Origin of the sequence: Klebsiella sp. CN_Kp066 (assembly GCF_040065135.1) — a bacterium.
In the GTDB taxonomy this organism is placed as follows: domain Bacteria; phylum Pseudomonadota; class Gammaproteobacteria; order Enterobacterales; family Enterobacteriaceae; genus Klebsiella; species Klebsiella oxytoca.
The window spans coordinates 12,271-36,819 of record NZ_JBEAIU010000024.1; the positions used below are offsets into that span (position 1 = coordinate 12,271).

Here is a 24,549-nt window from a genome sequence, read left to right on the forward strand (position 1 = left end):
CGTCTTTTGAGTGCAAAAAGTGCTGTAACTCTGAAAAAGCGATGGTAGAATCCATTTTTAAGCAAACGGTGATTTTGAAAAATGGGTAACAACGTCGTCGTACTGGGCACCCAATGGGGTGACGAAGGTAAAGGGAAGATCGTCGATCTCCTGACTGAACGGGCTAAATATGTTGTGCGCTATCAGGGCGGTCACAACGCCGGCCATACTCTCGTAATCAACGGTGAAAAAACCGTCCTCCATCTCATTCCATCAGGAATTCTTCGTGAGAATGTCACCAGCATCATCGGTAACGGTGTGGTGCTGTCTCCGGCTGCGCTGATGAAAGAGATGAAAGGTCTGGAAGACCGTGGTATCCCTGTTCGCGAGCGTCTGCTGCTTTCTGAAGCTTGTCCGCTTATCCTCGAATATCATGTTGCGCTGGATGTTGCGCGTGAGAAAGCGCGCGGCGCGAAAGCTATCGGTACGACCGGTCGCGGTATCGGCCCGGCTTACGAAGATAAAGTGGCTCGCCGCGGTCTGCGCGTTGGCGATCTGTTTGATAAAGCTACCTTCGCTGACAAACTGAAAGAGGTGATGGAATATCACAACTTCCAGCTGGTGAATTTCTATAAAGCTGAAGCGGTTGATTACCAAAAAGTTCTGGATGACGTGATGGCGATTGCCGACATCCTGACCTCCATGGTGGTTGATGTTTCCGATCTGCTTGACCAGGCGCGTAAGCGTGGCGATTTCGTCATGTTTGAAGGCGCGCAGGGTACGCTGCTTGATATCGACCACGGTACCTATCCATACGTAACGTCTTCCAACACCACCGCAGGTGGCGTGGCGACCGGCTCCGGTTTGGGCCCGCGTTATGTTGATTACGTTCTGGGTATTATCAAAGCCTACTCTACTCGCGTAGGCGCAGGCCCGTTCCCGACTGAGCTGTTTGATGAAACCGGCGAGTTCCTGTGTAAACAGGGTAACGAGTTTGGCGCCACCACCGGCCGTCGTCGTCGTACCGGTTGGCTGGATGCCGTTGCGGTACGCCGCGCGGTGCAGATTAACTCCCTGTCTGGTTTCTGCCTGACTAAGCTTGACGTCCTGGACGGCCTGAAAGAAGTTAAAATCTGCGTTGCCTACCGTATGCCGGATGGCCGTGAAGTGACCACCACTCCGCTGGCTGCCGACAACTGGGAAGGTATTGAGCCGGTTTATGAAACAATGCCGGGCTGGTCTGAAACCACCTTCGGTGTGAAAGAGCGCAGCGGTCTGCCGCAGGCAGCGCTGAACTACATCGCCCGCATTGAAGAGCTGACCGGCGTACCGGTTGATATTATCTCTACCGGTCCTGACCGTACCGAGACGATGATTCTGCGCGATCCTTTCGACGCATAATTATCTCCAGGGGCGCCGTTCAGGCGCCTCTTGTTTTTGCTGTTCGCCCGCCCCATTTAAATAAATTAGCGGCCTGAGCGCTGGCTGGTTTATCATCAATAGTAATTACGTCTACCGACGCACTCTGTTTTTCTTTTCCCTGAGGTTGATTGTGCAGTTAACGAGTTTCACTGATTACGGACTACGCGCGCTGATTTATATGGCGTCGCTGCCGGATGGAAGAATGACCAGTATCTCCGAAGTGACGGAGGTTTACGGCGTTTCCCGTAATCATATGGTTAAGATAATCAATCAGCTGAGCCGCGTGGGTTATGTGACGGCGGTTCGGGGAAAGAACGGCGGAATTCGTCTGGGGAAACCGGCAAATATGATTCGCGTGGGTGATGTGGTTCGCGATCTGGAGCCGCTCTCTTTAGTCAACTGCAGCAGTGAATTTTGCCATATTACGCCCGCCTGTCGTCTGAAACAGGCGCTTGCTGAAGCCGCGCAAAGTTTTCTCAAGGAACTGGATAACTACACGCTGGCCGATTTGGTTGAAAAGAATCAACCGCTTTATAAATTATTACTGGTGGAGTGACGTAAACTTCACTGGAGATGACAACGGAGGAACCGACATGTCACAAGATCCTTTCCTGGACCGCGAATCTGAAAAATACGCTAATCCAATCCCGAGCCGGGAATTTATCCTCGATCATTTAGCAAAACGTGAAAAACCGGCCAGCCGAGATGAGCTGGCAATTGAGCTGAATATTGAAGGCGAAGAACAACAAGAAGCATTGCGCCGCAGACTGCGCGCAATGGAACGCGATGGTCAACTGGTCTTTACGCGTCGTCAGTGCTATGCGCTGCCGGAACGTCTCGATCTGCTAAAGGGGACCGTTATTGGCCACCGCGACGGTTATGGCTTCCTGCGCGTTGAAGGCCGTAAAGATGACCTTTATTTGTCGTCCGAGCAGATGAAAACCTGCATTCACGGCGATCAGGTACTGGCGCAGCCGTTAGGCGCCGACCGTAAAGGCCGCCGGGAAGCGCGTATCGTCCGCGTGCTGGTGCCCAAAACCAGCCAGATCGTGGGCCGCTACTTTACCGAAGCGGGCGTAGGCTTCGTTGTGCCTGATGACAGCCGCTTGAGCTTCGATATCCTGATTCCTCCCGAAGAGATCATGGGCGCGAGGATGGGCTTTGTAGTGGTAGTTGAGCTGACCCAGCGTCCAACCCGGCGCACCAAAGCGGTCGGCAAAATTGTTGAGGTCCTCGGCGACAACATGGGTACCGGCATGGCGGTCGATATGGCCCTGCGCACCCATGAAATCCCCTACGTCTGGCCGCCAGCAGTAGAAAAACAGGTTGCTGGCCTGAAAGAGCAGGTACCGGAAGAAGCGAAAGCCGGTCGCGTGGATTTGCGTAATCTGCCGCTGGTTACTATTGATGGCGAAGATGCCCGTGACTTTGATGATGCCGTGTACTGCGAGAAGAAACGCGGCGGCGGCTGGCGTCTGTGGGTGGCGATTGCCGATGTGAGCTACTACGTGCGTCCTGGTACGCCGCTGGATGGCGAGGCGCGCAGCCGCGGCACCTCGGTCTACTTCCCGTCGCAGGTCGTTCCCATGCTGCCTGAAGTTCTCTCTAACGGCCTGTGCTCACTGAATCCTCAGGTCGACAGACTCTGTATGGTTTGTGAAATGACGATTTCGGCTAAGGGTCGTCTCACCGGCTTTAAATTCTACGAAGCGGTGATGAGCTCTCATGCCCGTCTGACCTATACCAAAGTCTGGCATATGCTGCAGGGCGATCGGGATCTGCGTGAGCAGTACGCGCCGCTGGTCAAGCACATTGAAGAGCTACACAACCTCTACAAAGTGCTGGACGGCGCGCGTGAAGAGCGTGGCGGTATCTCATTTGAGAGTGAAGAAGCTAAATTCATCTTTAATGCTGAACGTCGTATTGAACGTATTGAGCAGACTCAGCGTAACGACGCGCACAAGCTGATTGAAGAGTGCATGATCCTGGCGAACATTTCCGCGGCGCGCTTCGTTGAGAAGGCCGAGGAGCCGGCGCTGTTCCGTATCCATGACAAACCAAGCACCGAAGCGATTACCGCATTCCGTTCGGTTCTCGCAGAGCTGGGGCTTGAGCTGCCTGGCGGCAACAAGCCGGAGCCGCGCGACTATGCGCAATTACTGGAGTCTATCGCCGACCGTCCTGACGCTGAGATGCTGCAAACTATGCTGCTGCGCTCGATGAAACAGGCAGTATACGATCCGGAAAACCGCGGCCACTTTGGTCTGGCGCTGCAATCTTACGCTCACTTTACTTCGCCGATTCGCCGCTATCCTGACCTGTCGCTGCATCGCGCGATCAAGTATTTACTGGCGAAAGAGCAAGGGCATAAAGGTAATAGCACTGAGACCGGCGGCTGGCACTACAGCATGGATGAGATGCTGCAACTGGGGGCGCACTGTTCGATGACCGAGCGCCGTGCTGATGAAGCGACGCGCGATGTCTCGGACTGGTTGAAGTGTGATTTCATGTTGGATCAGGTCGGTAACGTCTTTAAGGGCGTGATTGCCAGCGTGACCGGCTTTGGTTTCTTCGTACGTCTTGATGAACTATTTATCGATGGTCTGGTGCACGTCTCTTCCCTTGATAACGATTACTACCGTTTCGACCAGGTAGGACAGCGTCTGATCGGTGAATCCGGCGGTCAAACCTATCGTCTGGGCGATCGCGTTGAAGTACGCGTTGAAGCGGTGAATATGGATGAGCGTAAAATTGATTTCTCGCTTATCTCCAGCGAGCGCGCCCCGCGCAACGTCGGTAAGACCGAGCGTGAAAAGGCGAAGAAAGGGGCGGCAGGTAAAGCTTCCGGACGTCGCCGCCAGGCTGGTAAGCAGGTAAACTTCGAGCCGGATAGCGCATTCCGTAAACCGAAAGGTCAATCCCAGCCGAAGGCCGCTCAGCCAAAAGGCGAGAAGAAAGCGAAGAAGCCGTCGGCGAAAACCCAAAAGATAGCTGCTGCGACCAAAGCCAGGCGCGCGGCGAAAAAGAAAATAGCTGAGTAATGAGATTTCCTTTACCCTGGCTTCTTGCGTTATTCCGCAGTGGTCGGGGTGAAGGGAACTGATAACAGAACCTAAAACGAGTAGATAAATGAGTGAAATGATTTACGGCATCCACGCGGTGCAGGCACTGCTGGAGCGCGCACCTGAGCGTTTTCAGGAAGTCTTTATTCTGAAAGGCCGTGAGGATAAGCGCCTTATGCCGCTGATCCATGCTCTGGAAGCACAGGGCGTAGTGATTCAGGTCGCCAGCCGCCAGTTTCTCGATGAGAAAAGCGAAGGCGCCGTTCATCAGGGAATTATTGCCCGCGTGAAGCCCGGACGTCAGTATCAGGAGAACGATCTGCCGGATCTGATCGCTTCTCTCGATCAGCCATTCTTTTTGATCCTCGACGGCGTGACCGATCCGCACAACCTCGGCGCCTGTTTGCGTAGCGCTGATGCTGCAGGCGTACATGCGGTGATTGTGCCCAAAGATCGCTCCGCGCAGCTGAATGCCACGGCGAAAAAAGTCGCCTGCGGCGCGGCGGAGAACGTTCCGCTCATTCGCGTCACCAACCTGGCACGCACCATGCGTCTGCTGCAGGAAGAGAACGTCTGGATCGTCGGTACCGCGGGTGAAGCCGACCATACGCTGTTCCAGAGCAAGATGACCGGTTCGCTGGCGCTGGTGATGGGCGCGGAAGGTGAAGGCATGCGACGCCTGACCCGCGAGCACTGCGACGAATTGATCAGCATTCCGATGGCCGGCAGCGTCTCGTCGCTGAACGTATCGGTCGCCACCGGGATTTGCCTGTTTGAAGCGGTGCGTCAGCGCAGCTAATCTCTTCTTCCTGTATAAGCCATTCTCCGGGATGGCTTATCTTCGTCTTGCCTGTTCATCTTCTCGTTCCGTCTGACGGGCGATTTCCAGACCTCTTTCCACATAGTTCAATAGCTGGCTTAAGGATAACGCCTCTCCTGGTTCATCTCCCGTTTGCTCGATGAATTTAAGCTGCGCGCCCCGATTTTTTAATATCTTGATGAGATTGAGAAAATTTCCAACAGGATTCTGCTCTTCAAGGATATCGTCGCAAATTTTGCTTTCATCAAATGAGGTAACGTAGCCCGAAGCGTTCAGGTTCTGCTTGATGGCGTTAATCGCCAGATGGGGTAGATGCCGACGGATAAGCGGAATATAGGTCAGTGCGTTTTCCCGATCTTCAATAATTAAATGAATCATGAAATTCCCTTTCAGATTGTGAGAGAACTTTATAACAGAGTTCTCTGACGGAAAGTGCGCCGTTGTCCATACTTATCGGCAGAGCCATTGAAGGAGGGAAACGTCATGCACTGGCAAACTCATACCGTATTTAATCAACCCGCGCCGCTGTGTAACAGCAACTTATTCCTGTCCGATACCGCCCTGCGTGAAGCCGTTGTCCGCGAAGGCGCGGGCTGGGATGGCGATCTGCTGGCGAGTATTGGCCAACAGCTGGGGACGGCAGAATCGCTGGAGCTGGGGCGTCTGGCTAACGGTAATCCGCCGGAACTATTGCGCTATGATGCGACGGGATCGCGGCTTGACGATGTTCGTTTCCATCCCGCCTGGCATCTGCTGATGCAAGGATTATGCGCTAACCGGGTGCATAACCTTGCCTGGCAGGATGACGCTCGCGAAGGCGCCTTCGTTGCCCGCGCTGCCCGCTTTATGCTGCATGCGCAGGTCGAGGCGGGAACCCTGTGCCCCGTCACGATGACCTTTGCCGCTATTCCATTGCTGCAGCGCTCCTTACCCGGGGCTTTTAGCGACTGGCTATCGCCGCTCCTAAGCGATCGCTACGATCCGCATCTGGCGCCGGGTAACCAGAAGCGAGGACTGCTTATCGGAATGGGGATGACGGAAAAGCAGGGGGGATCCGATGTCCTGAGCAACACGACGCGTGCGGAAAAAACCGCCGAAGGCTTTTATCATCTTATCGGTCATAAATGGTTTTTCTCGGTACCGCAGAGCGATGCTCATCTGGTGCTGGCGCAGGCGCCGGCGGGACTCTCTTGCTTTTTTGTCCCGCGCCTGCTGCCGGACGGTCAGCGTAACGGCGTACGCCTGGAAAGGCTGAAAGATAAATTAGGTAACCGCGCGAACGCCAGTGGCGAGGTTGAGTTTTACAATGCTTGCGGCTGGCCGATCGGGGAAGAGGGCGATGGCATCCGTCAGATTCTTAAGATGGGGGGCCTGACCCGCTTTGACTGCGCGCTGGGCAGCCATGCGCTGATGCGCCGGGCTTATTCAGTCGCCCTATATCATGCTCTGCAGCGCCAGGCATTTGGCAAAAATCTGGTCGATCAACCGATGATGCGTCAGGTTCTGGGGCAAATGGCGCTGCGGCTGGAAGGGCAAACCGCCTTTCTGTTCCGCCTGGCGCGTGCCTGGGACAGACGCGGTGATGCGCAGGAAGCGCTGTGGGCAAGGCTTTTCACGCCCGCGGCAAAATTTGCGGTCTGCAAATCCGGGATCGCCTTCGTCGCTGAAGCGATGGAGGTGCTGGGGGGATCGGGCTATTGCGAAGAGAGTGAACTACCGCGTTTGTACCGCGAAATGCCGGTAAACAGTATCTGGGAAGGTTCCGCTAATATTATGTGCCTGGACGTGATGCGTGTACTGATGAAGCAGCCGGCGGCGCTTGAACTACTGGCGGCGGAGTGCGCGGAAGTGAAAGGGCAAAACCGTCATTTCGATCGCGCATGGCGGCAGTTGCAGCAATGGCTACGGCGACCTGTGGAAGCGCAGGGGCGGGAAATTACCCGGCTGGTCTATAGGTTGGGCGCTGGCGCGCAGGTATTACGCGTTGCTTCACCGCCGTTGGCGGAAGCCTGGTGCCGTATGATGCTCGACACGCGCGGCGGCATGCGTCTGGACGAGCAGACGCTGGACGACTTGCTGCTACGGGCAATGGGGCGTGGACGTCAGGCGCCTCAGGCATAGAGAATGGCCTGTACCCGCCAGTTATCCGGCTGCTGCTCTTCGTACATCTGGACGATGCGATACCAGGACGCGCCCTGCTCATCGGCCTGCAAGGCGATAGCATGTTCAACGTCCTGCTGGCTGCCGGAAATATTGTTAACGCAAATCAGGCCAATTTCGTTCAGGCCAGTCACGCAGTCAGCGCTGGCAAACTCCGCTGACTGCGCGGAGGTATTGGCCGTGACGGTGGTCAACATCAGGCTGGGTAGGGAAAAATTTCGTTTCATCGTCAGCTCCATTTCACATAGTCCTGAGGGCAGTCCGTTGCTAACGTTCTGCCAGGTTACAGCTGGCCGAACGTTATTATGCACAGGAGAACGTGAATGGGCGCAAAGCAGTGTAAAGCTCGCTTAAAGATTGACCGCTATTTACGGTACAAAATCGCCTGCGAATACCACTGGCCGGGAACCATGGTGTCATCAATCATAATGATGACGTAGTAATCCGCTTTAGCTGCTTCAGCTTTGACTTTTAGCGCAGCCTCGACATCCATCGGCGAGCCGTACTTTAAGACGCTCACCGTGCCCATCTTCTGCAAGCCCATCGTCTGATTACGTTGGATCTCTTGCGGATGGTCGGTTGCTGGCGGCGGCGCTTCTGGCGTCCCTTGTAGCGCACTACAGCCGCTTAAAGCGATAGCCAATAGCCAGGGTATAAACCTACGCATAGCCATATCTCGTTTCCTGATAGTCATAGTGTAGTGGTAGCCTGAATCTCATTTCTGGGGAATGTTCCCAAATTGTTATCCGGTACGCGATTTTCGAATGAAAATATCGTGAAAGCGTAATCTGGTTCTCAAGATTATGAATCATGTGCGAACAAGAGACTCGAGTAATAACATAGCACCACACCACTATAGAGAAAGGAGACGGTAAATGATTGCACTAGAAATGCGTAACCTTGCGGGTGGGGAAGTTCTCCATGCGTGCCCGCACGGCGCTGCGGATTCACCGCTGCCTTGCATCGTCTTTTATCATGGATTTACCTCTTCTAAGCTAGTCTACAGCTACTTTGCCGTTGCTCTGGCAGAGGCCGGGTTTCGGGTCATTATGCCCGATGCGGCCGAACACGGTGCGCGATATCAGGGTGATGAACAAGGGCGGATGCAGCGCTTCTGGCCGATCCTGATGCAAAATTTTGCTGAATTTCCGGCATTACAGGAGGCGATTCGTGCGCAGGGATGGCTTGCTGACGACAGGCTGGCGGTTGCCGGAGCATCGATGGGCGGAATGACGGCGCTGGGGATAATGACCCATCATCCAGAGCTGAAAAGCGTTGCCTGCCTGATGGGGTCTGGCTATTTCAGTACGCTCTCGCAGAGGCTTTTCCCTTCGCCTTCATTTGATGCAGCACAGCTGGCGGATTGGGACGTCAGCCAGCAGCTGGCGACGCTTGCCAGTCGGCCGCTGCTGCTCTGGCACGGCGATGAAGATGATGTGGTGCCTCCGGAAGAGACCTTCCGTCTGCAGCAGGCGCTGCGGCAACATGAGATGACCGATAAGTTAACCTGCCTCTGGCAGAAGGGCGTCCGTCACCGCATTACGCCAGAGGCGTTAGCGGCGACGGTGGCATTTTTTCAACGCCATCTTTAAACGCGAATCACCTGAACGCCCTGATCCTCAAGCTGCTTGAGGATCGCTTCATCCGCCTGTTTTCCGGTAATCACCAGGTCGATTTGCCCGGCCTGGCTAAACAGCATTCCGGCGCGTTCGCCAACTTTACTGCTGTCGACCAGTACCGCGAGTTTACCGACGACGTTAAGCATTTTTTGCTCCGCCATCGCTGTCAGCATATCGGTTTTATATAGCCCTTCGGCGGTGAGACCTTTGCCGCTGGTAAACATCCAGTGCCCGGCGTATAGGCTGTTTTCGCTGCCCTGCGGGCTCAGGGTGATGGAATGGCTGCGGTTATACTGTCCGCCCATAATGATGACGCTGTCGTGTTCCTGATCGATCAGGTAATTGGCCAGCGGCAAATAGTTCGTGATGATCTGTACCGGTTTTCCGCACAGCTCTTGCCCAAGCAGGAAGGCGGTAGAGCCGCAGTTGATAACAATACTTTCGCCGGGGTTGACCAGTTGCGAAGCCGCACGTGCAATCCGCACTTTCTCGTCGTGGTTTTGCGCCTGGTGAATATTCATTGGTGACCAGCGCGGGCGCTGCTCGCTGATGGCTTCCGCGCCGTTGCGGACTTTTTTTAGTTTGCCGCTGTCGTCGAGCTTATTGATATCGCGCCGTGCCGTCGCCGGAGAAATTCCCAGTCGGGAAATCACCTGCTCCACGGTGACAAATCCCGTTTGTGCCAGCAAATCCAGTAAAATTTGATGTCTTTGCGCTTCCGTCATGAGCAAATCCGATTAAAAGTGATAAGCAAAGATGATATTTGAAATCAGGTGAAAATACTAATGCTGACGGGGATAATTTCCGGCGGGGGCTCCCGCCGGAGATGGCTTAGAGGAAGGACTTAAAGGGGAGGTCCGGTTCCATGGTGAAGCAATCGTCGAATCCGCGAGGATAGTGGTATTCGAAGTTGTCTTTATCCAGCGGCCAGGTGAACTTCCCGCCGACCTGCCAGATAAATGGCTTAAAGCCATACTTCAGGCGGTCTTTTTTCATTTCCCACAGAACGCGGATCTCCTGCGGATCGGCCTGGAAATTTGACCAGATATCGTGATGGAAAGGGATCACCACTTTGGTATTCAGCGCCTCGGCCATGCGCAGGATATCGGCGCTGGTCATTTTGTCGGTAATGCCGCGCGGGTTCTCGCCATAGGAGCCCAGAGCCACGTCGATTTGGTGCTCGTTCCCGTGCTTCGCGTAGTAGTTAGAGTAGTGAGAATCGCCGCTGTGGTACAGGTTGCCGCCCGGCGTTTTAAACAAGTAGTTCACCGCGCGCTGATCCATCCCATCCGGCAGCACGCCCGCGGCTTTTTGTTCTGCGGGTAAGGTGATCAGGGCGGTACGGTCAAAGGCGTCGAGCGCGTGGATTTCAATATCTTTGATTTTAACCACATCGCCCGGTTTCATCACTATGCAGCGTTCTTTCGGAACGCCCCAGCCCATCCACAGATCGACGCAGGTTTGCGGGCCGATAAACGGTACGTCTTCGGCGCAGTTCTGCATGACCGCGGCGGCCACGTTCACATCAATATGATCGTTATGATCGTGGGTAGACAGCACGGCGTCGATCTGGCGAATGGCGAACGGATCGAGGACAAACGGAGTGGTCCGCAGGTTTGGCTGGAGCTTCTTCACACCCGCCATGCGCTGCATCTGGTGGCCCGTTTTCATCAGCGGGTTGCCGTGGCTTTGCTTGCCGGTGCCGCACCAGAAGTCGACGCAGATATTGGCTCCGCCTTCGGATTTTAGCCAGATGCCCGTACAACCCAACCACCACATGGCAAAGGTGCCCGGCGCCACCTGCTCTTGCTCAATCTCTTCGTTCAGCCAGCTGCCCCATTCCGGAAAAGTGTTCAGGATCCATGATTCGCGGGTGATGGTTTGCACTTTACTCATTTATTTTCCCCTCACATATTATCAGAAGTAATCACATTGTGATTTGTTTTGAAGAATACTGGCATCGTTTGTTCAGGATTGCAATCCTGAATTTTGCCTGTTCTGGGGGCAATCCTAAGGGGTAAACGGAGGTTAAGACAGATTTTATGATATGGGTGGAATTATATTTTATTGATTTTAATGCATTATTTTTTATTTTATGAAAATGAGAATTAATACGATGGCGGATTGTGTGATTATTTGCGGCGTGCGTCACATTTAATCAAATATAATCTTGTTGTGATTATTTTTGATTATTAGAGTGATCCCAACAACAAACCCTGAGCGTAGCGTGCGTTCAGAGCGTCCACCTTCTGGAGTGTGTTATGGAGATTCTCTACCACATCTTTACCGTGTTCTTTAACCAGGTAATGACTAACGCCCCGCTACTGCTGGGGATTGTGACCTGCCTGGGCTATATCCTGCTGCGTAAAAGCGCCAGCGTTATTGTTAAAGGGACGATTAAAACCATTATCGGTTTTATGCTGTTGCAGGCTGGCTCCGGCATTCTGACCAGCACCTTTAAGCCGGTAGTGGCGAAAATGTCTGAGGTTTATGGCATTAACGGGGCTATCTCCGATACCTACGCATCAATGATGGCCACGATCGAACGCATGGGAGACGCCTACAGCTGGGTGGGCTATGCCGTGCTGTTAGCTCTGGCGTTGAATATTTGTTACGTCCTGCTGCGGCGTATTACCGGTATTCGCACCATCATGCTGACCGGGCACATCATGTTCCAGCAGGCTGGGTTGATTGCCGTCTCTTTTTACATCTTCGGCTACCCGATGTGGACGACCATCATTTGTACGGCGGTGCTGGTATCGCTCTATTGGGGCATTACCTCGAACATGATGTACAAGCCGACCCAGGAAGTGACTGACGGCTGCGGCTTCTCCATCGGTCACCAGCAGCAGTTCGCTTCATGGATTGCTTACAAGGTCGCTCCGTATCTGGGTAAAAAGGAGGAGAGCGTTGAAGATCTTAAGCTGCCGGGCTGGCTGAACATCTTTCACGACAACATCGTCTCCACGGCCATTGTGATGACTATTTTCTTCGGCGCGATCCTGCTCTCCTTCGGCATCGATACCGTACAGGCGATGGCGGGCAATACCCACTGGACGGTCTATATCCTGCAAACGGGCTTCTCGTTCGCCGTGGCTATTTTCATTATCACCCAGGGCGTGCGCATGTTCGTCGCCGAACTTTCCGAGGCGTTCAACGGTATCTCCCAGCGCCTGATTCCCGGCGCCGTGCTAGCCATTGACTGTGCGGCGATCTATAGCTTTGCGCCAAACGCCGTCGTCTGGGGCTTTATGTGGGGCACCATCGGCCAGCTGATCGCCGTCGGTATTCTGGTGGGCGTCGGCTCTTCCATTCTGATTATTCCGGGCTTTATCCCGATGTTCTTCTCGAACGCCACCATCGGCGTCTTTGCTAACCACTTTGGCGGCTGGCGCGCGGCGCTCAAGATTTGCCTGGTGATGGGAATGATTGAAATCTTTGGCTGCGTCTGGGCGGTGAAGCTGACCGGCATGAGCGCCTGGATGGGCATGGCGGACTGGTCAATTCTGGCGCCGCCGATGATGCAGGGCTTCGCCTCCATCGGTATCGCGTTTATGGCCGTCATCATCATTATTGCACTGGCTTATATGTTCTTCGCAGGGCGCACGCTGCGTGCTGAAGAGGACGCGGAAAAACAACTGGCAGATGCTTCTGCTCAATAAGGAGTTTTGACTATGACCGTACGTATTCTGGCTGTATGTGGCAACGGGCAAGGAAGTTCCATGATCATGAAGATGAAGGTGGACCAGTTTTTGACCCAGTCAAATATCGATCACACGGTGAACAGCTGCGCGGTGGGGGAATATAAAAGCGAACTAAACGGCGCGGACATTATCATCGCCTCCACCCATATCGCCGGTGAGATTAGCGTCTCCGGCAATAAATACGTGGTTGGGGTACGCAACATGCTCTCGCCAGCGGATTTTGGCCCAAAACTGCTGGAAGTGATCAAAGCGCACTTTCCGCAGGATGTGAAGTAAGGACGCCAAATGAAATTACGTGATTCGCTGGTGGAGAATAACTCCATCCTTTTACAGGCTGATGCCAGCACCTGGCAGGAAGCCGTCAAGCTGAGCGTTGATTTGCTGGTGAAAGCCGATGTGGTAGAGCCGCGCTACTACCAGGCCATTCTGGATGGCGTAGCTCAGCACGGCCCTTATTTTGTGATAGCTCCCGGCCTGGCGATGCCGCACGGTCGCCCGGAAGAGGGGGTCAAGAAAACTGGCTTTGCGCTGGTCACGCTGAAAACGCCGCTGGTTTTCAATCATGAGGATAACGACCCGGTCGACATCCTGATCACCATGGCGGCCGTGGATGCCAATACCCATCAGGAAGTGGGCATTATGCAGATCGTCAATCTGTTTGAAGACGAAGCCAATTTTGACCGTTTACGCGCCTGCCGCACCGCGCAGCAAGTGCTGGATTTAATTGATAACGCCACGGCGGCGGCCGTTTAAAAGGAAGAGAAAATGTCATTACCTATGTTGCAGGTTGCGCTCGATAACCAATCCATGTCTTCCGCGTATGAAACGACGCGCCTGATAGCCGATGAAGTGGACATTATTGAAGTCGGTACCATCCTTTGCGTGGCTGAAGGCGTTCGCGCCGTTCGCGACCTGAAGGCGCTCTATCCCAACAAAATCGTGCTGGCGGACGCTAAAATCGCCGATGCCGGTAAAATCCTCTCCCGTATGTGCTTTGAAGCCAACGCTGACTGGGTAACCGTGATCTGCTGTGCGGACATCAACACCACCAAAGGCGCGCTGGACGTGGCGAAAGAGTTCAACGGCGACGTTCAGATTGAACTGACCGGCTACTGGACCTGGGAGCAGGCGCAGGAGTGGCGCGAAGCGGGTATCCAGCAGGTAGTCTATCACCGTAGCCGCGACGCCCAGGCGGCCGGGGTGGCATGGGGCGAGGCGGATATTAACGCTATCAAACGCCTGTCCGATATGGGCTTTAAAGTCACCGTCACCGGCGGCCTGGCGCTGGAGGATTTGCCGCTGTTCCAGGGAATTCCGATCCACGTCTTTATCGCCGGGCGCAGCATTCGCGACGCCGCTTCGCCGGTGGAAGCCGCCCGGCAGTTCAAACGTTCTATCGCCCAACTGTGGGGCTAAGGAGCGGCTATGCTGTCGAAACATATTCCGCTCGGCATCTATGAAAAAGCGCTCCCCGCCGGGGAGTGCTGGCTGGAACGCCTGCAGCTGGCTAAGGCGCTCGGTTTTGATTTCGTCGAAATGTCGGTCGATGAAACTGACGCCCGCCTGGCCCGACTCGACTGGAGCCGGGAGCAGCGCTTCGCGCTGGTTAACGCGATTGCCGAAACCGGGGTGCGCGTGCCCTCTATGTGCCTGAGCGCCCATCGGCGCTTCCCGCTCGGTAGCGAAGACGACGCGGTACGGGCGCAGGGGCTGGAGATTATGCGCAAAGCCATTCGGCTGGCGCAGGATGTAGGCATTCGCGTTATTCAGCTGGCGGGTTACGACGTTTACTACCAGGAGGCCAACAACGAGACGCGCCGTCGTTTCCGTGACGGGCTAAAAGAGAGCGTTGAAATGGCCAGCCGCGCGCAGGTAACGCTGGCGATGGAAATCATGGACTATCCGCTGATGAACTCGATCAGCAAGGCGCTGGGCTATGCTCATTACCTGAATAATCCGTGGTTCCAGCTCTATCCGGACATCGGCAACCTTTCCGCCTGGGATAACGACGTGCAGATGGAGCTGCAGGCCGGTATGGGGCATATCGTGGCGGTGCATATAAAAGATACGAAACCCGGCGTATTTAAAAACGTGCCGTTCGGCGAAGGCGTCGTCGATTTTGAACGTTGTTTCGAAACGCTCAAGCAGACGGGCTACTGCGGCCCGTATCTAATTGAAATGTGGAGCGAAACGACCGACGATCCGGCCGCCGAGGTCGCGAAAGCGCGCGATTGGGTGAAGGCGAGGATGGCCAGCGCCGGTCTGGTGGAGGCAGCATAATGCAAACGCTAAAACGGCAGGTATTTGAAGCCAATATGGATTTACCGCGCTACGGCCTGGTCACTTTTACCTGGGGTAACGTCAGCGCTATCGACCGCGAACGCGGGCTGGTGGCGATTAAGCCCAGCGGAGTCGCCTACGAGGCCATGAAAGCGGACGATATGGTGGTCGTGGATCTGGAGGGGAGAGTGGTAGACGGGCGGTATCGTCCCTCTTCCGATACCGCCACGCATCTGGCGCTGTATCGCCGCTACCCGAGTCTGGGGGGCGTGGTACATACTCATTCGACGCACGCAACGGCCTGGGCGCAGGCGGGTCTGGCCATTCCCGCGCTGGGAACGACCCATGCGGACTACTTCTTTGGCGATATCCCCTGCACCCGGGCGTTGAGCCCCCGGGAAGTGGAAGAGGCTTATGAGCTGAATACCGGCCACGTGATTATCGAAACGCTGGGCGATGTTGAGCCGCTGCATACGCCGGGCGTCGTGGTCTATCAGCACGGGCCTTTTGCCTGGGGCAAAGATGCGCACGATGCGGTGCACAACGCGGTGGTGATGGAAGAAGTGGCGCGGATGGCGTGGATAGCCCGCGCGATCAACCCGCAGCTGAAGCCCATCGATAGCTGGCTGATGGACAAACACTTCATGCGCAAGCACGGGCCAAACGCCTACTACGGGCAAAAGTGAAATACGTGCTCCGGAGCATTTCATCTTTATGATGAATCAACCGGTCTGCTCCGGAGCCTTTTTTAACGTTGTTGATAAGCCGACGGCATACAGCGCATACCTATCAGCGTCACGACGCAAATTATCGCGCCAGCATAAAACGTCGAGGCGGCGCCCAACATTTCCCACAGCACGCCTGCACCGGCGCTGGCCAGCAGTAGCGCGATTCCGCTCATCAGGTTGAACATTCCGAACGCAGTGCCGCGCAGTTCAGGCGGGGCGGTATGCGCCACCATTGCCGCCAGTAGACCCTGCGTCATGCCCATATGAATACCCCACAGCGCGACGCCGGCTAAAAGCGTGCTCCAGTGGCTACTCAGCGCCAGCACGATATCGGCGGCAATCAGCACCAGCAGGCCCCACTGCAGCATTTTGCTGTGGCTCATCCTGTCCGATAATTTCCCGAAAGGATAGGCAGTCAGGCTGTAGACCAGGTTCATGGCGACCATTACTAGCGGTATGGCGAATAGCGGGATCGCCATTTGCTGGGCGCGTAGCACCAGAAAGGCTTCGCTGAAGCGGGAGAGGGTGAAAATCGAGCCAATAGCCACCACCCACCAGTAAGCGGCGGAAAGCTTCTTGAGATTCTCGCGGCGCAGGGGATTGGTGCGTTTCTGGACGACCGATGTGTTGGGTTCTTTTAACCCAAAGCCCAACAGAGCGATTGAGAGGACGGCGGGAATCGCCGCGACCCAGAAAATCGACTGGAAATCGTTATCCCAGAGAAACATCAGCGCGACGGCAAGCAGCGGGCCCAGAAACGCGCCGATGGTGTCCAGCGCCTGGCGCAGTCCGTAGGCGGCCCCGCGAATTTCCGGGGGAGTGACGTCGGCAACCAGCGCATCCCGCGGCGCGCCGCGTATTCCTTTGCCGATGCGGTCGATCATTCGTGCGCTAAACACCATGCCGGAGGTAGGGGCGATAGCAAAAAGAGGCTTACTCAGCGCTCCCAGACCATAGCCGAGCAGCGCCAGCCCTTTACGTTTGCCGACATAATCGCTGATGACGCCGGAAAACACCTTCAGCATCAGCGCGGTGGCTTCCGCCACGCCTTCGATAATGCCGATAATAATCACGCTGGCTCCCAACGTGGTGGCCATAAATAAAGGGAGCAGGCTGTGGATCATTTCTGAGGAAACATCCATGAGCAAGCTAACGCCGCCCAGCACCCAAACCCCTTTTGGGATACGGCTGAGCGTGGCAAAACGCGGAACCATGAATCACTCCAGAGAATCATGTAGTTAAAGAGAGATTAAATCAGGTTACGCGCAGGCTGATAAGTCACGAGGAAAAATAATTCTCAATTGCATTAAGCAACGCTCTCTTCCGCGACGCGGCTGACGCCTTACAAACATCAGGTTCTGTGTTTTGTGTCGAATTGAGCAACGTCAGCGGGCCGGGCAGGAGCATCGCTGACTTCCTCTGTTATTGGATGAAGTCAGCGCTCCGGAGGCGTTAGCGGTAAATGACGGCGCTGGCGTGAATTTGCCCATCGCTTCCCGGTTCATGAATAAGGATTGGCTGGAAGTATTTCGCTCCCTGAACATCGCTCTGCTGGCTAAGCGCCTGGTCAGCTTCCTGCTCGGTGGCGATGTTATGGTTGATATAGATAACGCCGAGGCTCTGCACATCATCCATATTGCGGGCCTGGCGGGCATCGATTTTAATAGCAGCCAGCGCGTTGGCGCATAACAAAAGCGCTGCCATCATGGTTATGAGGATGTATTTCATCATCTACGCTCCTTATGACAGTCCTGACGTTCACCCGCTTCCCTGGGGTATGGATTGCTTCTGATCTAATTGTAATCGCTGCCTCTCTGGCGCATCGCGACCATTTCTGATGCAGTTGTTCAAAAAATTGTCGCTTCCGCTGTTGATTAATTTTAAATCACTGGCTTAGGGTCACTTTGCGCTTAGTGCGAATTATTTGCACAATTCACTTGTCTTAAACCCCGCTCGCCCGTATTATGACGCGTCAATTTTTCAGCCGCCCTTTAACACGTTCCTTGCCTCCATGGGCCGCGGCTGACCCAGACAGGAGGCTGAATAATCCGTAAGGAGCAATTCGATGCGTCATTACGAAATCGTTTTTATGGTCCATCCTGACCAGAGCGAACAGGTTCCGGGCATGATCGAACGTTACACTGGTGCAATCACTGCAGCAGAAGGTACGATCCACCGTCTGGAAGACTGGGGCCGCCGTCAGCTGGCTTATCCGATCAACAAACTGCACAAAGCTCACTACGTTCTGCTGAACGTTGAAGCGCCGCAGGAAGCGATCGATGAGCTGGAAACTAACTTCCGCTTCAACGACGCCGTTATCCGCAGCATGGTAATGCGTACTAAGCACGCTGTTACCGAAGCATCTCCGATGGTTAAAGCGAAAGACGAGCGCCGTGAGCGTCGCGAAGATTTCGCTAACGAAACCGCAGATGATTCTGAAGCTGGGGATTCTGAAGAGTAATCCTGATGACCAATCGTCTGGAGCTGTCCGGCATTGTTTGCAGGACTCCACTTCGTAAGGTCAGCCCGTCAGGAATTCCACACTGCCAGTTCGTGCTTGAGCATCGTTCAGTGCAGGAGGAAGCCGGTTTTCACCGGCAGGCGTGGTGCCAGATGCCCGTGATAATCAGCGGACACCAGAACCAGGCCATTACTCACAGTATAACGGTCGGTAGCGCAGTAATCGTTCGAGGGTTCATCTCTTGCCACAAGGCAAAGAACGGCTTGAGCAAAATGGTTCTGCATGCCGAGCAGATTGAATTGATAGATTCTGGAGACTAGCCATATGGCACGTTATTTCCGTCGTCGCAAGTTCTGCCGTTTCACCGCGGAAGGCGTTCAAGAGATCGACTATAAAGATATCGCTACGCTGAAAAACTACATCACCGAAAGCGGTAAGATTGTCCCGAGCCGTATCACCGGTACCCGTGCAAAATATCAGCGTCAGCTGGCTCGCGCTATCAAACGCGCTCGCTACCTGTCCCTGCTGCCGTACACTGATCGTCATCAGTAATCGGTCACGGTCCATTAATACGACTTTGAGAGGATAAGGTAATGCAAGTTATTCTGCTTGATAAAGTAGCAAACCTGGGTAGCCTGGGTGATCAGGTTAACGTTAAAGCGGGCTATGCTCGTAACTTCCTGGTACCACAGGGTAAAGCTGTTCCTGCTACCAAGAAAAACGTTGAATTCTTCGAAGCACGCCGTGCTGAACTGGAAGCCAAACTGGCAGAAGTTCTGAGCGCTGCTAACGCACGTGCTGAAGCAATCAACGCACTGGGCACCGTTACCATCGCGTCTAAATCTGGCGACGAAGGTAAACTGTTCGGTTCCATCGGTACTCGCGACATCGCTGACGCTGTAACTGCAGCTGGCGTTGCCGTTGCTAAGAGCGAAGTTCGTCTGCCGAACGGCGTTCTGCGCACCACCGGTGAGCACGAAGTGGACTTCCAGGTTCACAGCGAAGTCTTCGCTAAACTGGTTGTTAACGTTGTAGCTGAGTAATTTATTACTCAACTCACGTCGAGACGCCGGCCCTGTGCCGGCGTTTTGCTTTTCTGTATTTGCTTAATCTTTTCCTGGTATGGTGGCTATTCTTAGCAACTTTCTGGATAATAAAATAAAACACTATTTTATTTCTGGTAAAGTGAATGGACGCACCCTCAATATTTTCCCGCAAGAATGTGGCTTATGCCTGCGCAACCCTCTGCTGCCTGCTGTGGGGAAGCTCCTATCCGGCGATTAAAAGCGGCTATGAACTGTTTCAGATTGCCACTGATGATGTGCCGTCAAAAATCGTTTTTGCTGGCTATCGCTTCCTGTTTGCCGGAACCCTGCTGCTGCTCTTCGCGCTGGTGCAACGTAAGCCGATTGCCCGCTTAAATCCGCGTCAGTGCGGGCAGCTGGCGATACTGGGCGTTACGCAAACGTCTATCCAGTACGTTTTCTTCTACGTGGGCCTGGCGTTTACCACCGGCGTGAAGGGCTCGATTATGAACGCTACCGGAACCTTCTTCAGCGTCCTGTTGGCGCACTTCATCTATCAGAATGACAAGCTGAGCTATAACAAGGCCATCGGCTGCATTCTCGGTTTTGCCGGCGTCATGCTGGTGAACTTTAATCATTCATTGAGCGATTTTAGCTTTGTCTGGCAAGGAGATGGTTTTGTGGTGCTGGCGGCTTTTATTCTGTCGGCGGCGACGCTATATGGTAAACGCATTTCACAAACGGTTGACCCAACGGTGATGACCGGCTGGCAGCTGGCGTTTGGCGGTCTGGTGCTGGTTGGCGGCGGTTACCTGACCGGCGGAACCCTCGAGGTTCACAGCTCCGCAGCGGTGCTGGTTCTGGCTTATTTGACGCTGCTCTCCTCCATCGCTTTTGCTTTGTGGAGCGTGCTGCTGAAGCATAACCGCGTGAGCATGATTGCGCCGTTCAACTTTGTCATCCCGGTAGCCGGAACCGTGCTGTCGGCCATCTTCCTTGGCGAGAATATTTTTGAACCGAAATATGCGGTTGCGCTGGTGCTGGTGTGCGCCGGGATCTGGTGGGTAAATAAGCCGGGGGCAACATCCGGAAAATCTTCACAGCAGGCCGGGTAAGCTACCCGGCCGGAACGCTTAACGGACGCGAATAAAGCTACCGTTCGACTGGCGGGTAAACAGCACCTGCTGCCCGCCGCCGGTATCGATAGTCAGCCCGGTGACCACGCCGCTGGCATTCTGGCGGATCTGTACCGTCTGCCCGGTTTGCAGCGAGCTTAGCGGCTTACCGGCACCTTCAACCTGGGCCATGGCGTAAACGTCGGTCGGCGGCAGGTTGTGGTCGCGGAACAGCTGCGCGAGGGTTTTGCCGGATTCAATACGGTAGGTCCGCCACTGCTGCTCAATGCCGGGAGTCGACTGCGGCTCCTGATAAGGCTGGGAAGCGGTCTGCTGCTGCGGTTGATCCGGCTGCTCATCCTGAATGGGCTCCGGCGCGACCGGCGCCACCTGATCGGCATCGTTGACCGGCGGCGTGTTAGTGATGGGCGGCAGTGGGACGGCCTGATTACCTGAAGACTGCGACTGAGATTGCAGGTCGAGATTCGCCTCGCGGCTGGACTGAACTGAACTGCCGTTATCCTCTGAAGGGAGCAGAACGCCGATAACCACCAGCAGCGCTCCGGCAATAATACCGCGGCGGTGCATCGGCGGTAGCGGATCCATGAGGCGAAAATGATCCGGGGCATGCCAGATCTTCTCCAGGGTAGATTTCAGTTCAAAGCGCCCGGGCATGGCTTTCCTCCTGCTCCGCATATTTTTATCCTGCTGTCTCTAGAGTATAGATGGCTAACTTTCTGAAGGACGAGACAAAGATATGTTTCGTGAGGTTAACCTTATCTCTCTATTGTTTCTGTTTCCGTCAGATTTGTCATCATCCTGCCGACAAAGTTTTACCCGTCGTGCTGTGGCTGATATGCTGCCCACCTCTTTATACCCGTCATACTTCAGGTTGCAGATGCGTTGGCTGCAGCTCGAATTATTTAGGGTATATGTTCCGGCTTTTCTGCTTATGCTGCGTGAAGCCGTGGAATATAAAATTCTCACCCAAAAAAGGAACAAAGATGGCAACCCCTACTTTTGACACGATTGAAGCACAGGCAAGTTACGGTATCGGCTTGCAGGTTGGACAACAGCTGAGCGAATCTGGCCTGCAGGGGCTGCTGCCGGAAGCGCTGGTCGCGGGTATTGCTGACGCGCTGGAAGGTAAACAGCCGCAGGTGCCGGTGGAAGCCGTTCACCGCGCGCTGCGTGAAATTCACGAACGCGCTGACGCCGTGCGTCGCGAGCGTTTCCAGGAAATGGCCGCGGATGGCGAGAAATACCTGGAAGAAAACCGCGAGCGCGAAGGCGTGAACAGCACCGAATCTGGCCTGCAGTTCCGCGTACTGACCCAGGGTGAAGGCCCGATCCCGGCGCGTACTGACCGCGTTCGCGTTCACTACACCGGCAAACTGATCGATGGCACCGTCTTCGATAGCTCCGTTGCGCGCGGCGAACCGGCTGAGTTCCCGGTGACCGGCGTGATCGGCGGCTGGATTGAAGCGTTGACCCTGATGCCGGTAGGCTCTAAATGGGAACTGACGATTCCGCACAACCTGGCCTACGGCGAGCGCGGCGCGGGCGCATCCATTCCTCCGTTCAGTACCCTGATTTTTGAAGTTGAACTGCTGGACATTATTTAAATAGCAGGTGCTTCCTCTTCCGTATGGGGGAGGGAGCCGCTTTAAATAGTGTAAAACCCTTAAGTTGAGCATTTGCTGGAGCTTTATATTGCATATCTGCTGAATGGGTGTATTTTTGTGAGCTGTTTCGCGTAACCGGAGTGATATAACACTCACTTTAAACATAAAATTAACATTATCTCTAAATCATAGTATTCATCCCTCCGATTCTTACCTAATATCGATAAACCCTCGTTCCGGGGTTAATACGAATGAAGGGCCAATAGAGCCCGAACAACACAGACAGGTACAACAGGAAAAATCACATGGTAGATCAGGTAAAAGTCGTTGCCGACGAACAGGCTCCGACTGAACAATCGCTGCGGCGAAATCTCACTAACCGGCATATTCAGCTTATTGCTATCGGTGGTGCGATAGGCACCGGGCTGTTTATGGGGTCAGGCAAAACCATCAGCCTTGCCGGGCCGTCAATTATTTTTGTTTATATGATCATCGGTTTCATGCTGTTTTTCGTCATGCGCGCCATGGGTGAATTACTGCTGTCGAATCTCGAATACAAGTCATTCAGCGATTTTGCCGCCGACCTGCTGGGCCCCTGGGCAGGTTATTTCACCGGCTGGACCTACTGGTTCTGCTGGGTGGTGACCGGGATGGCGGACGTGGTGGCGATCACCGCCTACGCGCAGTTCTGGTTCCCGGGACTCTCCGACTGGGTCGCCTCGCTGGCGGTCATCCTGCTGCTGCTGGGTCTTAACCTCGCCACCGTGAAGATGTTCGGCGAGATGGAGTTCTGGTTTGCGATGATCAAAATTGTCGCTATCGTGGCGCTGATCGTGGTCGGCCTGGTGATGGTGCTGATGCACTTCCAGTCACCGACCGGCGTGGAAGCCTCTTTCGCCCATCTGTGGAATGACGGCGGCTGGTTCCCGAAAGGCATCAGCGGATTCTTTGCCGGCTTCCAGATCGCCGTTTTCGCCTTCGTGGGCATCGAACTGGTGGGAACCACGGCGGCGGAAACGAAAGATCCTGAGAAATCCCTGCCGCGGGCGATTAACTCGATTCCCATTCGTATCATTATGTTCTACGTCTTTGCGCTGATCGTCATTATGTCGGTGACTCCGTGGAGCTCAGTCGTGCCGTCAAAGAGCCCGTTCGTTGAGCTGTTTGTGCTGGTCGGGCTGCCAGCGGCGGCGAGCCTGATCAACTTCGTGGTGCTGACCTCGGCGGCCTCTTCCGCTAACAGCGGCGTATTCTCTACCAGCCGTATGCTGTTTGGTCTGGCGCAGGACGGGCAGGCGCCGAAAATGTTCGCCAAGCTGTCGAAACGCGCGGTACCGGCGAAAGGCCTGACCTTCTCCTGCATGTGTCTGCTGGGCGGCGTGGTCATGCTGATGGTCAATCCAAGCGTCATTGCGGCGTTTACCATGATTACCACGGTGTCGGCGATCCTGTTTATGTTCGTCTGGACAATTATCCTGTGCTCGTATCTGGCCTATCGCAGGAAACGTCCGCAGCTGCATGAGCAGTCCAAATATAAGATGCCGCTGGGCAAACTGATGTGCTGGGTGTGCATGGCATTCTTCGTCTTTGTGCTGGTGCTGCTGACGCTGGAAGCCGATACCCGCGAAGCGCTGATGGTGACCCCGCTGTGGTTTGTACTGCTCGGCGCGGGCTGGCTTTTTGCCGGCAAGAAGCGTCTGGCGAAATAAAAAATCCTCGGGAGAGATGTTTAACGTTGCTTGCAACGGCCCGAAGGGGGCAGGGCGCCCGTCATAAAAAAGGCCACCCGGGGTGGCCAATAAGACTGACAATGTCGAGGGCGCCTGCGGGCGCCTTTTTTATTACTTGCTATTTACCTGCGAGGGCACGCGGGAACAGCACGTTATTTTCGAGACTGATGTGCTCCATCAGGTCATCAATCAGTTCGTTGATGCCGTTGTACATCGCTTTCCAGGTGGTGCAGGCTTCCGCCGGCGGCGTCACGTTCTGCGTGATGTGCTTAATCACCTCCAGCAGCTCGCCCGCTTCATCATGCTCGCTTTCCATCACGCTGATAGGGCCGCCGGCCTGCGTTCCCATGCCCTGTTTGATCATCGGGAACAGAATCTGCTCCTCTTTCATCATATGGCTGGAAAGCTCCTGGTGCAGCATGGTCAGATACTTGGTTAAGCCTTTCGGAACGTTGGGCTTGTCGGCGTGAACGCGCTCGACTTTAGTGGCCTGTAAAATCAGCTCCGGCAGCTGCTCGCGATGCCTGTCGTGATAGCGAACGATAATGTGATCGATAATTTCCGCATAGGGCGCAACCCGCCAGTCGCGCTCTACCGGCTCTTCCGCCAGTTTTGCCAGCTCGGCTTCAATCACCGCGACGTCCAGCTCTTTGCGAGATGCCGCGCGATCCAGCGTCTGTTTGCCGCCGCAGCAGTAGTCCATATCGTACTTACGGAACAGCGCGGAGGCGCGCGGAATCGTCAGCGCCAGCTCGCCTAAAGGTTGGTCACGGAAAGCCATAGCAGTTACCTCGTCATCAAGAATATAAGTTGTATTTT

General features: G+C 54.8%; 28 protein-coding genes. 19 read left to right on the forward strand and 9 right to left on the reverse strand.

Features of this window, described 5'->3' with window-relative positions; genetic code table 11:
* Positions 1 to 81 precede the first annotated feature (81 nt).
* From ABLV75_RS05390 to rlmB, 4 genes are all read left to right on the forward strand, one after another.
* Positions 82 to 1,380, forward strand: coding sequence for an adenylosuccinate synthase (locus tag ABLV75_RS05390; protein WP_004109135.1), 1,299 nt, complete (start codon positions 82 to 84; stop codon positions 1,378 to 1,380).
* Between the two features lie 151 nt (positions 1,381 to 1,531).
* A complete protein-coding gene (nsrR, locus tag ABLV75_RS05395) occupies positions 1,532 to 1,957 on the forward strand; it encodes a nitric oxide-sensing transcriptional repressor NsrR (protein ID WP_004097980.1) in 426 nt (141 codons plus the stop codon).
* A 37-nt stretch (positions 1,958 to 1,994) separates the two neighbouring features.
* Positions 1,995 to 4,442 (forward strand): ribonuclease R, encoded by a 2,448-nt coding sequence (rnr, locus tag ABLV75_RS05400; protein WP_004109132.1) that lies wholly within the window; start codon positions 1,995 to 1,997, stop codon positions 4,440 to 4,442.
* Positions 4,443 to 4,530: 88 nt separating this feature from the next.
* Positions 4,531 to 5,262 carry a 23S rRNA (guanosine(2251)-2'-O)-methyltransferase RlmB gene (rlmB, locus tag ABLV75_RS05405; RefSeq protein WP_004109129.1) on the forward strand — a complete coding sequence of 244 codons (732 nt, stop codon included), beginning with the start codon at positions 4,531 to 4,533 and terminating at the stop codon, positions 5,260 to 5,262.
* A 36-nt stretch (positions 5,263 to 5,298) separates the two neighbouring features.
* Here the strand turns inward: rlmB and ABLV75_RS05410 are convergent, their stop codons facing one another.
* Positions 5,299 to 5,661 carry a hypothetical protein gene (locus ABLV75_RS05410; protein ID WP_004109127.1) on the reverse strand — a complete coding sequence of 121 codons (363 nt, stop codon included), beginning with the start codon at positions 5,659 to 5,661 and terminating at the stop codon, positions 5,299 to 5,301.
* Positions 5,662 to 5,766: 105 nt separating this feature from the next.
* Here ABLV75_RS05410 and ABLV75_RS05415 point away from each other — a divergent pair, with 105 nt between their 5' ends.
* Positions 5,767 to 7,404 (forward strand): isovaleryl-CoA dehydrogenase, encoded by a 1,638-nt coding sequence (locus ABLV75_RS05415; RefSeq protein ID WP_004109124.1) that lies wholly within the window; start codon positions 5,767 to 5,769, stop codon positions 7,402 to 7,404.
* Here ABLV75_RS05415 and yjfN read toward each other — a convergent pair.
* The gene (gene yjfN / locus ABLV75_RS05420; RefSeq protein WP_026055994.1) at positions 7,395 to 7,670 is read right to left on the reverse strand and encodes a DUF1471 family protease activator YjfN; all 276 of its coding nucleotides are present in this window, start codon (positions 7,668 to 7,670) and stop codon (positions 7,395 to 7,397) included. The two genes, ABLV75_RS05415 and yjfN, sit on opposite strands and share 10 nt — an antisense overlap.
* 137 nt (positions 7,671 to 7,807) lie before the next feature.
* Complete coding sequence (bsmA, locus tag ABLV75_RS05425) at positions 7,808 to 8,116, reverse strand: biofilm peroxide resistance protein BsmA (protein ID WP_004109119.1); 309 nt, start codon at positions 8,114 to 8,116, stop codon at positions 7,808 to 7,810.
* Positions 8,117 to 8,318: 202 nt separating this feature from the next.
* Between bsmA and yjfP the strand changes: the two genes are divergently transcribed.
* Positions 8,319 to 9,035: an esterase gene (gene yjfP, locus ABLV75_RS05430; protein ID WP_004109116.1), complete on the forward strand. Its 717-nt coding sequence runs from the start codon at positions 8,319 to 8,321 to the stop codon at positions 9,033 to 9,035.
* On the opposite strand, the gene ulaR is transcribed toward yjfP, so the two are convergent.
* Positions 9,032 to 9,787, reverse strand: a complete 756-nt coding sequence (gene ulaR / locus ABLV75_RS05435; RefSeq protein WP_004109113.1) for an HTH-type transcriptional regulator UlaR — start codon at positions 9,785 to 9,787, stop codon at positions 9,032 to 9,034. The genes yjfP and ulaR overlap by 4 nt on opposite strands.
* Before the next feature lie 106 nt (positions 9,788 to 9,893).
* A complete protein-coding gene (gene ulaG / locus ABLV75_RS05440) occupies positions 9,894 to 10,958 on the reverse strand; it encodes an L-ascorbate 6-phosphate lactonase (protein WP_004109111.1) in 1,065 nt (354 codons plus the stop codon).
* Positions 10,959 to 11,323: 365 nt separating this feature from the next.
* Here ulaG and ulaA point away from each other — a divergent pair, with 365 nt between their 5' ends.
* From ulaA to ABLV75_RS05470, 6 genes are read left to right on the forward strand one after another with little or no spacing between them, the layout of a single operon-like run.
* The gene (gene ulaA, locus ABLV75_RS05445) at positions 11,324 to 12,724 is read left to right on the forward strand and encodes a PTS ascorbate transporter subunit IIC (protein WP_004109094.1); all 1,401 of its coding nucleotides are present in this window, start codon (positions 11,324 to 11,326) and stop codon (positions 12,722 to 12,724) included.
* A 12-nt stretch (positions 12,725 to 12,736) separates the two neighbouring features.
* Positions 12,737 to 13,042 (forward strand): PTS ascorbate transporter subunit IIB, encoded by a 306-nt coding sequence (gene ulaB / locus ABLV75_RS05450; RefSeq protein WP_004109091.1) that lies wholly within the window; start codon positions 12,737 to 12,739, stop codon positions 13,040 to 13,042.
* A 9-nt stretch (positions 13,043 to 13,051) separates the two neighbouring features.
* A complete protein-coding gene (gene ulaC / locus ABLV75_RS05455) occupies positions 13,052 to 13,519 on the forward strand; it encodes a PTS ascorbate transporter subunit IIA (protein ID WP_004109090.1) in 468 nt (155 codons plus the stop codon).
* A 12-nt stretch (positions 13,520 to 13,531) separates the two neighbouring features.
* Positions 13,532 to 14,182 carry a 3-keto-L-gulonate-6-phosphate decarboxylase UlaD gene (gene ulaD, locus ABLV75_RS05460; protein WP_004109088.1) on the forward strand — a complete coding sequence of 217 codons (651 nt, stop codon included), beginning with the start codon at positions 13,532 to 13,534 and terminating at the stop codon, positions 14,180 to 14,182.
* Between the two features lie 9 nt (positions 14,183 to 14,191).
* Complete coding sequence (gene ulaE, locus ABLV75_RS05465) at positions 14,192 to 15,046, forward strand: L-ribulose-5-phosphate 3-epimerase UlaE (RefSeq protein ID WP_004109085.1); 855 nt, start codon at positions 14,192 to 14,194, stop codon at positions 15,044 to 15,046.
* Positions 15,046 to 15,732: an L-ribulose-5-phosphate 4-epimerase gene (locus ABLV75_RS05470; RefSeq protein WP_004109075.1), complete on the forward strand. Its 687-nt coding sequence runs from the start codon at positions 15,046 to 15,048 to the stop codon at positions 15,730 to 15,732. Before ulaE ends, ABLV75_RS05470 begins: the two co-directional genes overlap by 1 nt.
* A gap of 62 nt (positions 15,733 to 15,794) precedes the next feature.
* On the opposite strand, the gene ABLV75_RS05475 is transcribed toward ABLV75_RS05470, so the two are convergent.
* Positions 15,795 to 16,988 carry an MFS transporter gene (locus tag ABLV75_RS05475; RefSeq protein WP_004109072.1) on the reverse strand — a complete coding sequence of 398 codons (1,194 nt, stop codon included), beginning with the start codon at positions 16,986 to 16,988 and terminating at the stop codon, positions 15,795 to 15,797.
* Between the two features lie 238 nt (positions 16,989 to 17,226).
* Positions 17,227 to 17,502, reverse strand: a complete 276-nt coding sequence (locus tag ABLV75_RS05480; RefSeq protein WP_004109070.1) for a DUF1471 domain-containing protein — start codon at positions 17,500 to 17,502, stop codon at positions 17,227 to 17,229.
* A 337-nt stretch (positions 17,503 to 17,839) separates the two neighbouring features.
* Here ABLV75_RS05480 and rpsF point away from each other — a divergent pair, with 337 nt between their 5' ends.
* The 5 genes from rpsF to ABLV75_RS05505 all read left to right on the forward strand — a co-directional run bounded on the left by rpsF (position 17,840) and on the right by ABLV75_RS05505 (position 20,375).
* On the forward strand, positions 17,840 to 18,235 hold the full coding sequence (gene rpsF, locus ABLV75_RS05485) for a 30S ribosomal protein S6 (RefSeq protein WP_004098001.1): 396 nt from the start codon (positions 17,840 to 17,842) through the stop codon (positions 18,233 to 18,235).
* A gap of 5 nt (positions 18,236 to 18,240) precedes the next feature.
* Positions 18,241 to 18,555 (forward strand): primosomal replication protein N, encoded by a 315-nt coding sequence (gene priB, locus ABLV75_RS05490; protein ID WP_004098002.1) that lies wholly within the window; start codon positions 18,241 to 18,243, stop codon positions 18,553 to 18,555.
* A 4-nt stretch (positions 18,556 to 18,559) separates the two neighbouring features.
* Complete coding sequence (rpsR, locus tag ABLV75_RS05495) at positions 18,560 to 18,787, forward strand: 30S ribosomal protein S18 (RefSeq protein ID WP_000135199.1); 228 nt, start codon at positions 18,560 to 18,562, stop codon at positions 18,785 to 18,787.
* A 41-nt stretch (positions 18,788 to 18,828) separates the two neighbouring features.
* On the forward strand, positions 18,829 to 19,278 hold the full coding sequence (gene rplI / locus ABLV75_RS05500) for a 50S ribosomal protein L9 (protein WP_004109068.1): 450 nt from the start codon (positions 18,829 to 18,831) through the stop codon (positions 19,276 to 19,278).
* A 146-nt stretch (positions 19,279 to 19,424) separates the two neighbouring features.
* Positions 19,425 to 20,375, forward strand: a complete 951-nt coding sequence (locus ABLV75_RS05505; protein ID WP_004109067.1) for a DMT family transporter — start codon at positions 19,425 to 19,427, stop codon at positions 20,373 to 20,375.
* A gap of 18 nt (positions 20,376 to 20,393) precedes the next feature.
* On the opposite strand, the gene ABLV75_RS05510 is transcribed toward ABLV75_RS05505, so the two are convergent.
* Entirely contained in the window at positions 20,394 to 21,050 is a 657-nt protein-coding gene (locus ABLV75_RS05510) for a LysM-like peptidoglycan-binding domain-containing protein (RefSeq protein ID WP_004109066.1), read from the reverse strand.
* Positions 21,051 to 21,379: 329 nt separating this feature from the next.
* Between ABLV75_RS05510 and fklB the strand changes: the two genes are divergently transcribed.
* Both fklB and cycA read left to right on the forward strand, forming a co-directional pair.
* Entirely contained in the window at positions 21,380 to 22,000 is a 621-nt protein-coding gene (gene fklB, locus ABLV75_RS05515; protein WP_004109064.1) for an FKBP-type peptidyl-prolyl cis-trans isomerase, read from the forward strand.
* A 305-nt stretch (positions 22,001 to 22,305) separates the two neighbouring features.
* The gene (cycA, locus tag ABLV75_RS05520; protein ID WP_004109063.1) at positions 22,306 to 23,709 is read left to right on the forward strand and encodes a D-serine/D-alanine/glycine transporter; all 1,404 of its coding nucleotides are present in this window, start codon (positions 22,306 to 22,308) and stop codon (positions 23,707 to 23,709) included.
* Positions 23,710 to 23,848: 139 nt separating this feature from the next.
* Here the strand turns inward: cycA and ytfE are convergent, their stop codons facing one another.
* A complete protein-coding gene (gene ytfE / locus ABLV75_RS05525) occupies positions 23,849 to 24,511 on the reverse strand; it encodes an iron-sulfur cluster repair protein YtfE (protein WP_004109062.1) in 663 nt (220 codons plus the stop codon).
* Between the last annotated feature and the right edge of the window lie 38 nt (positions 24,512 to 24,549).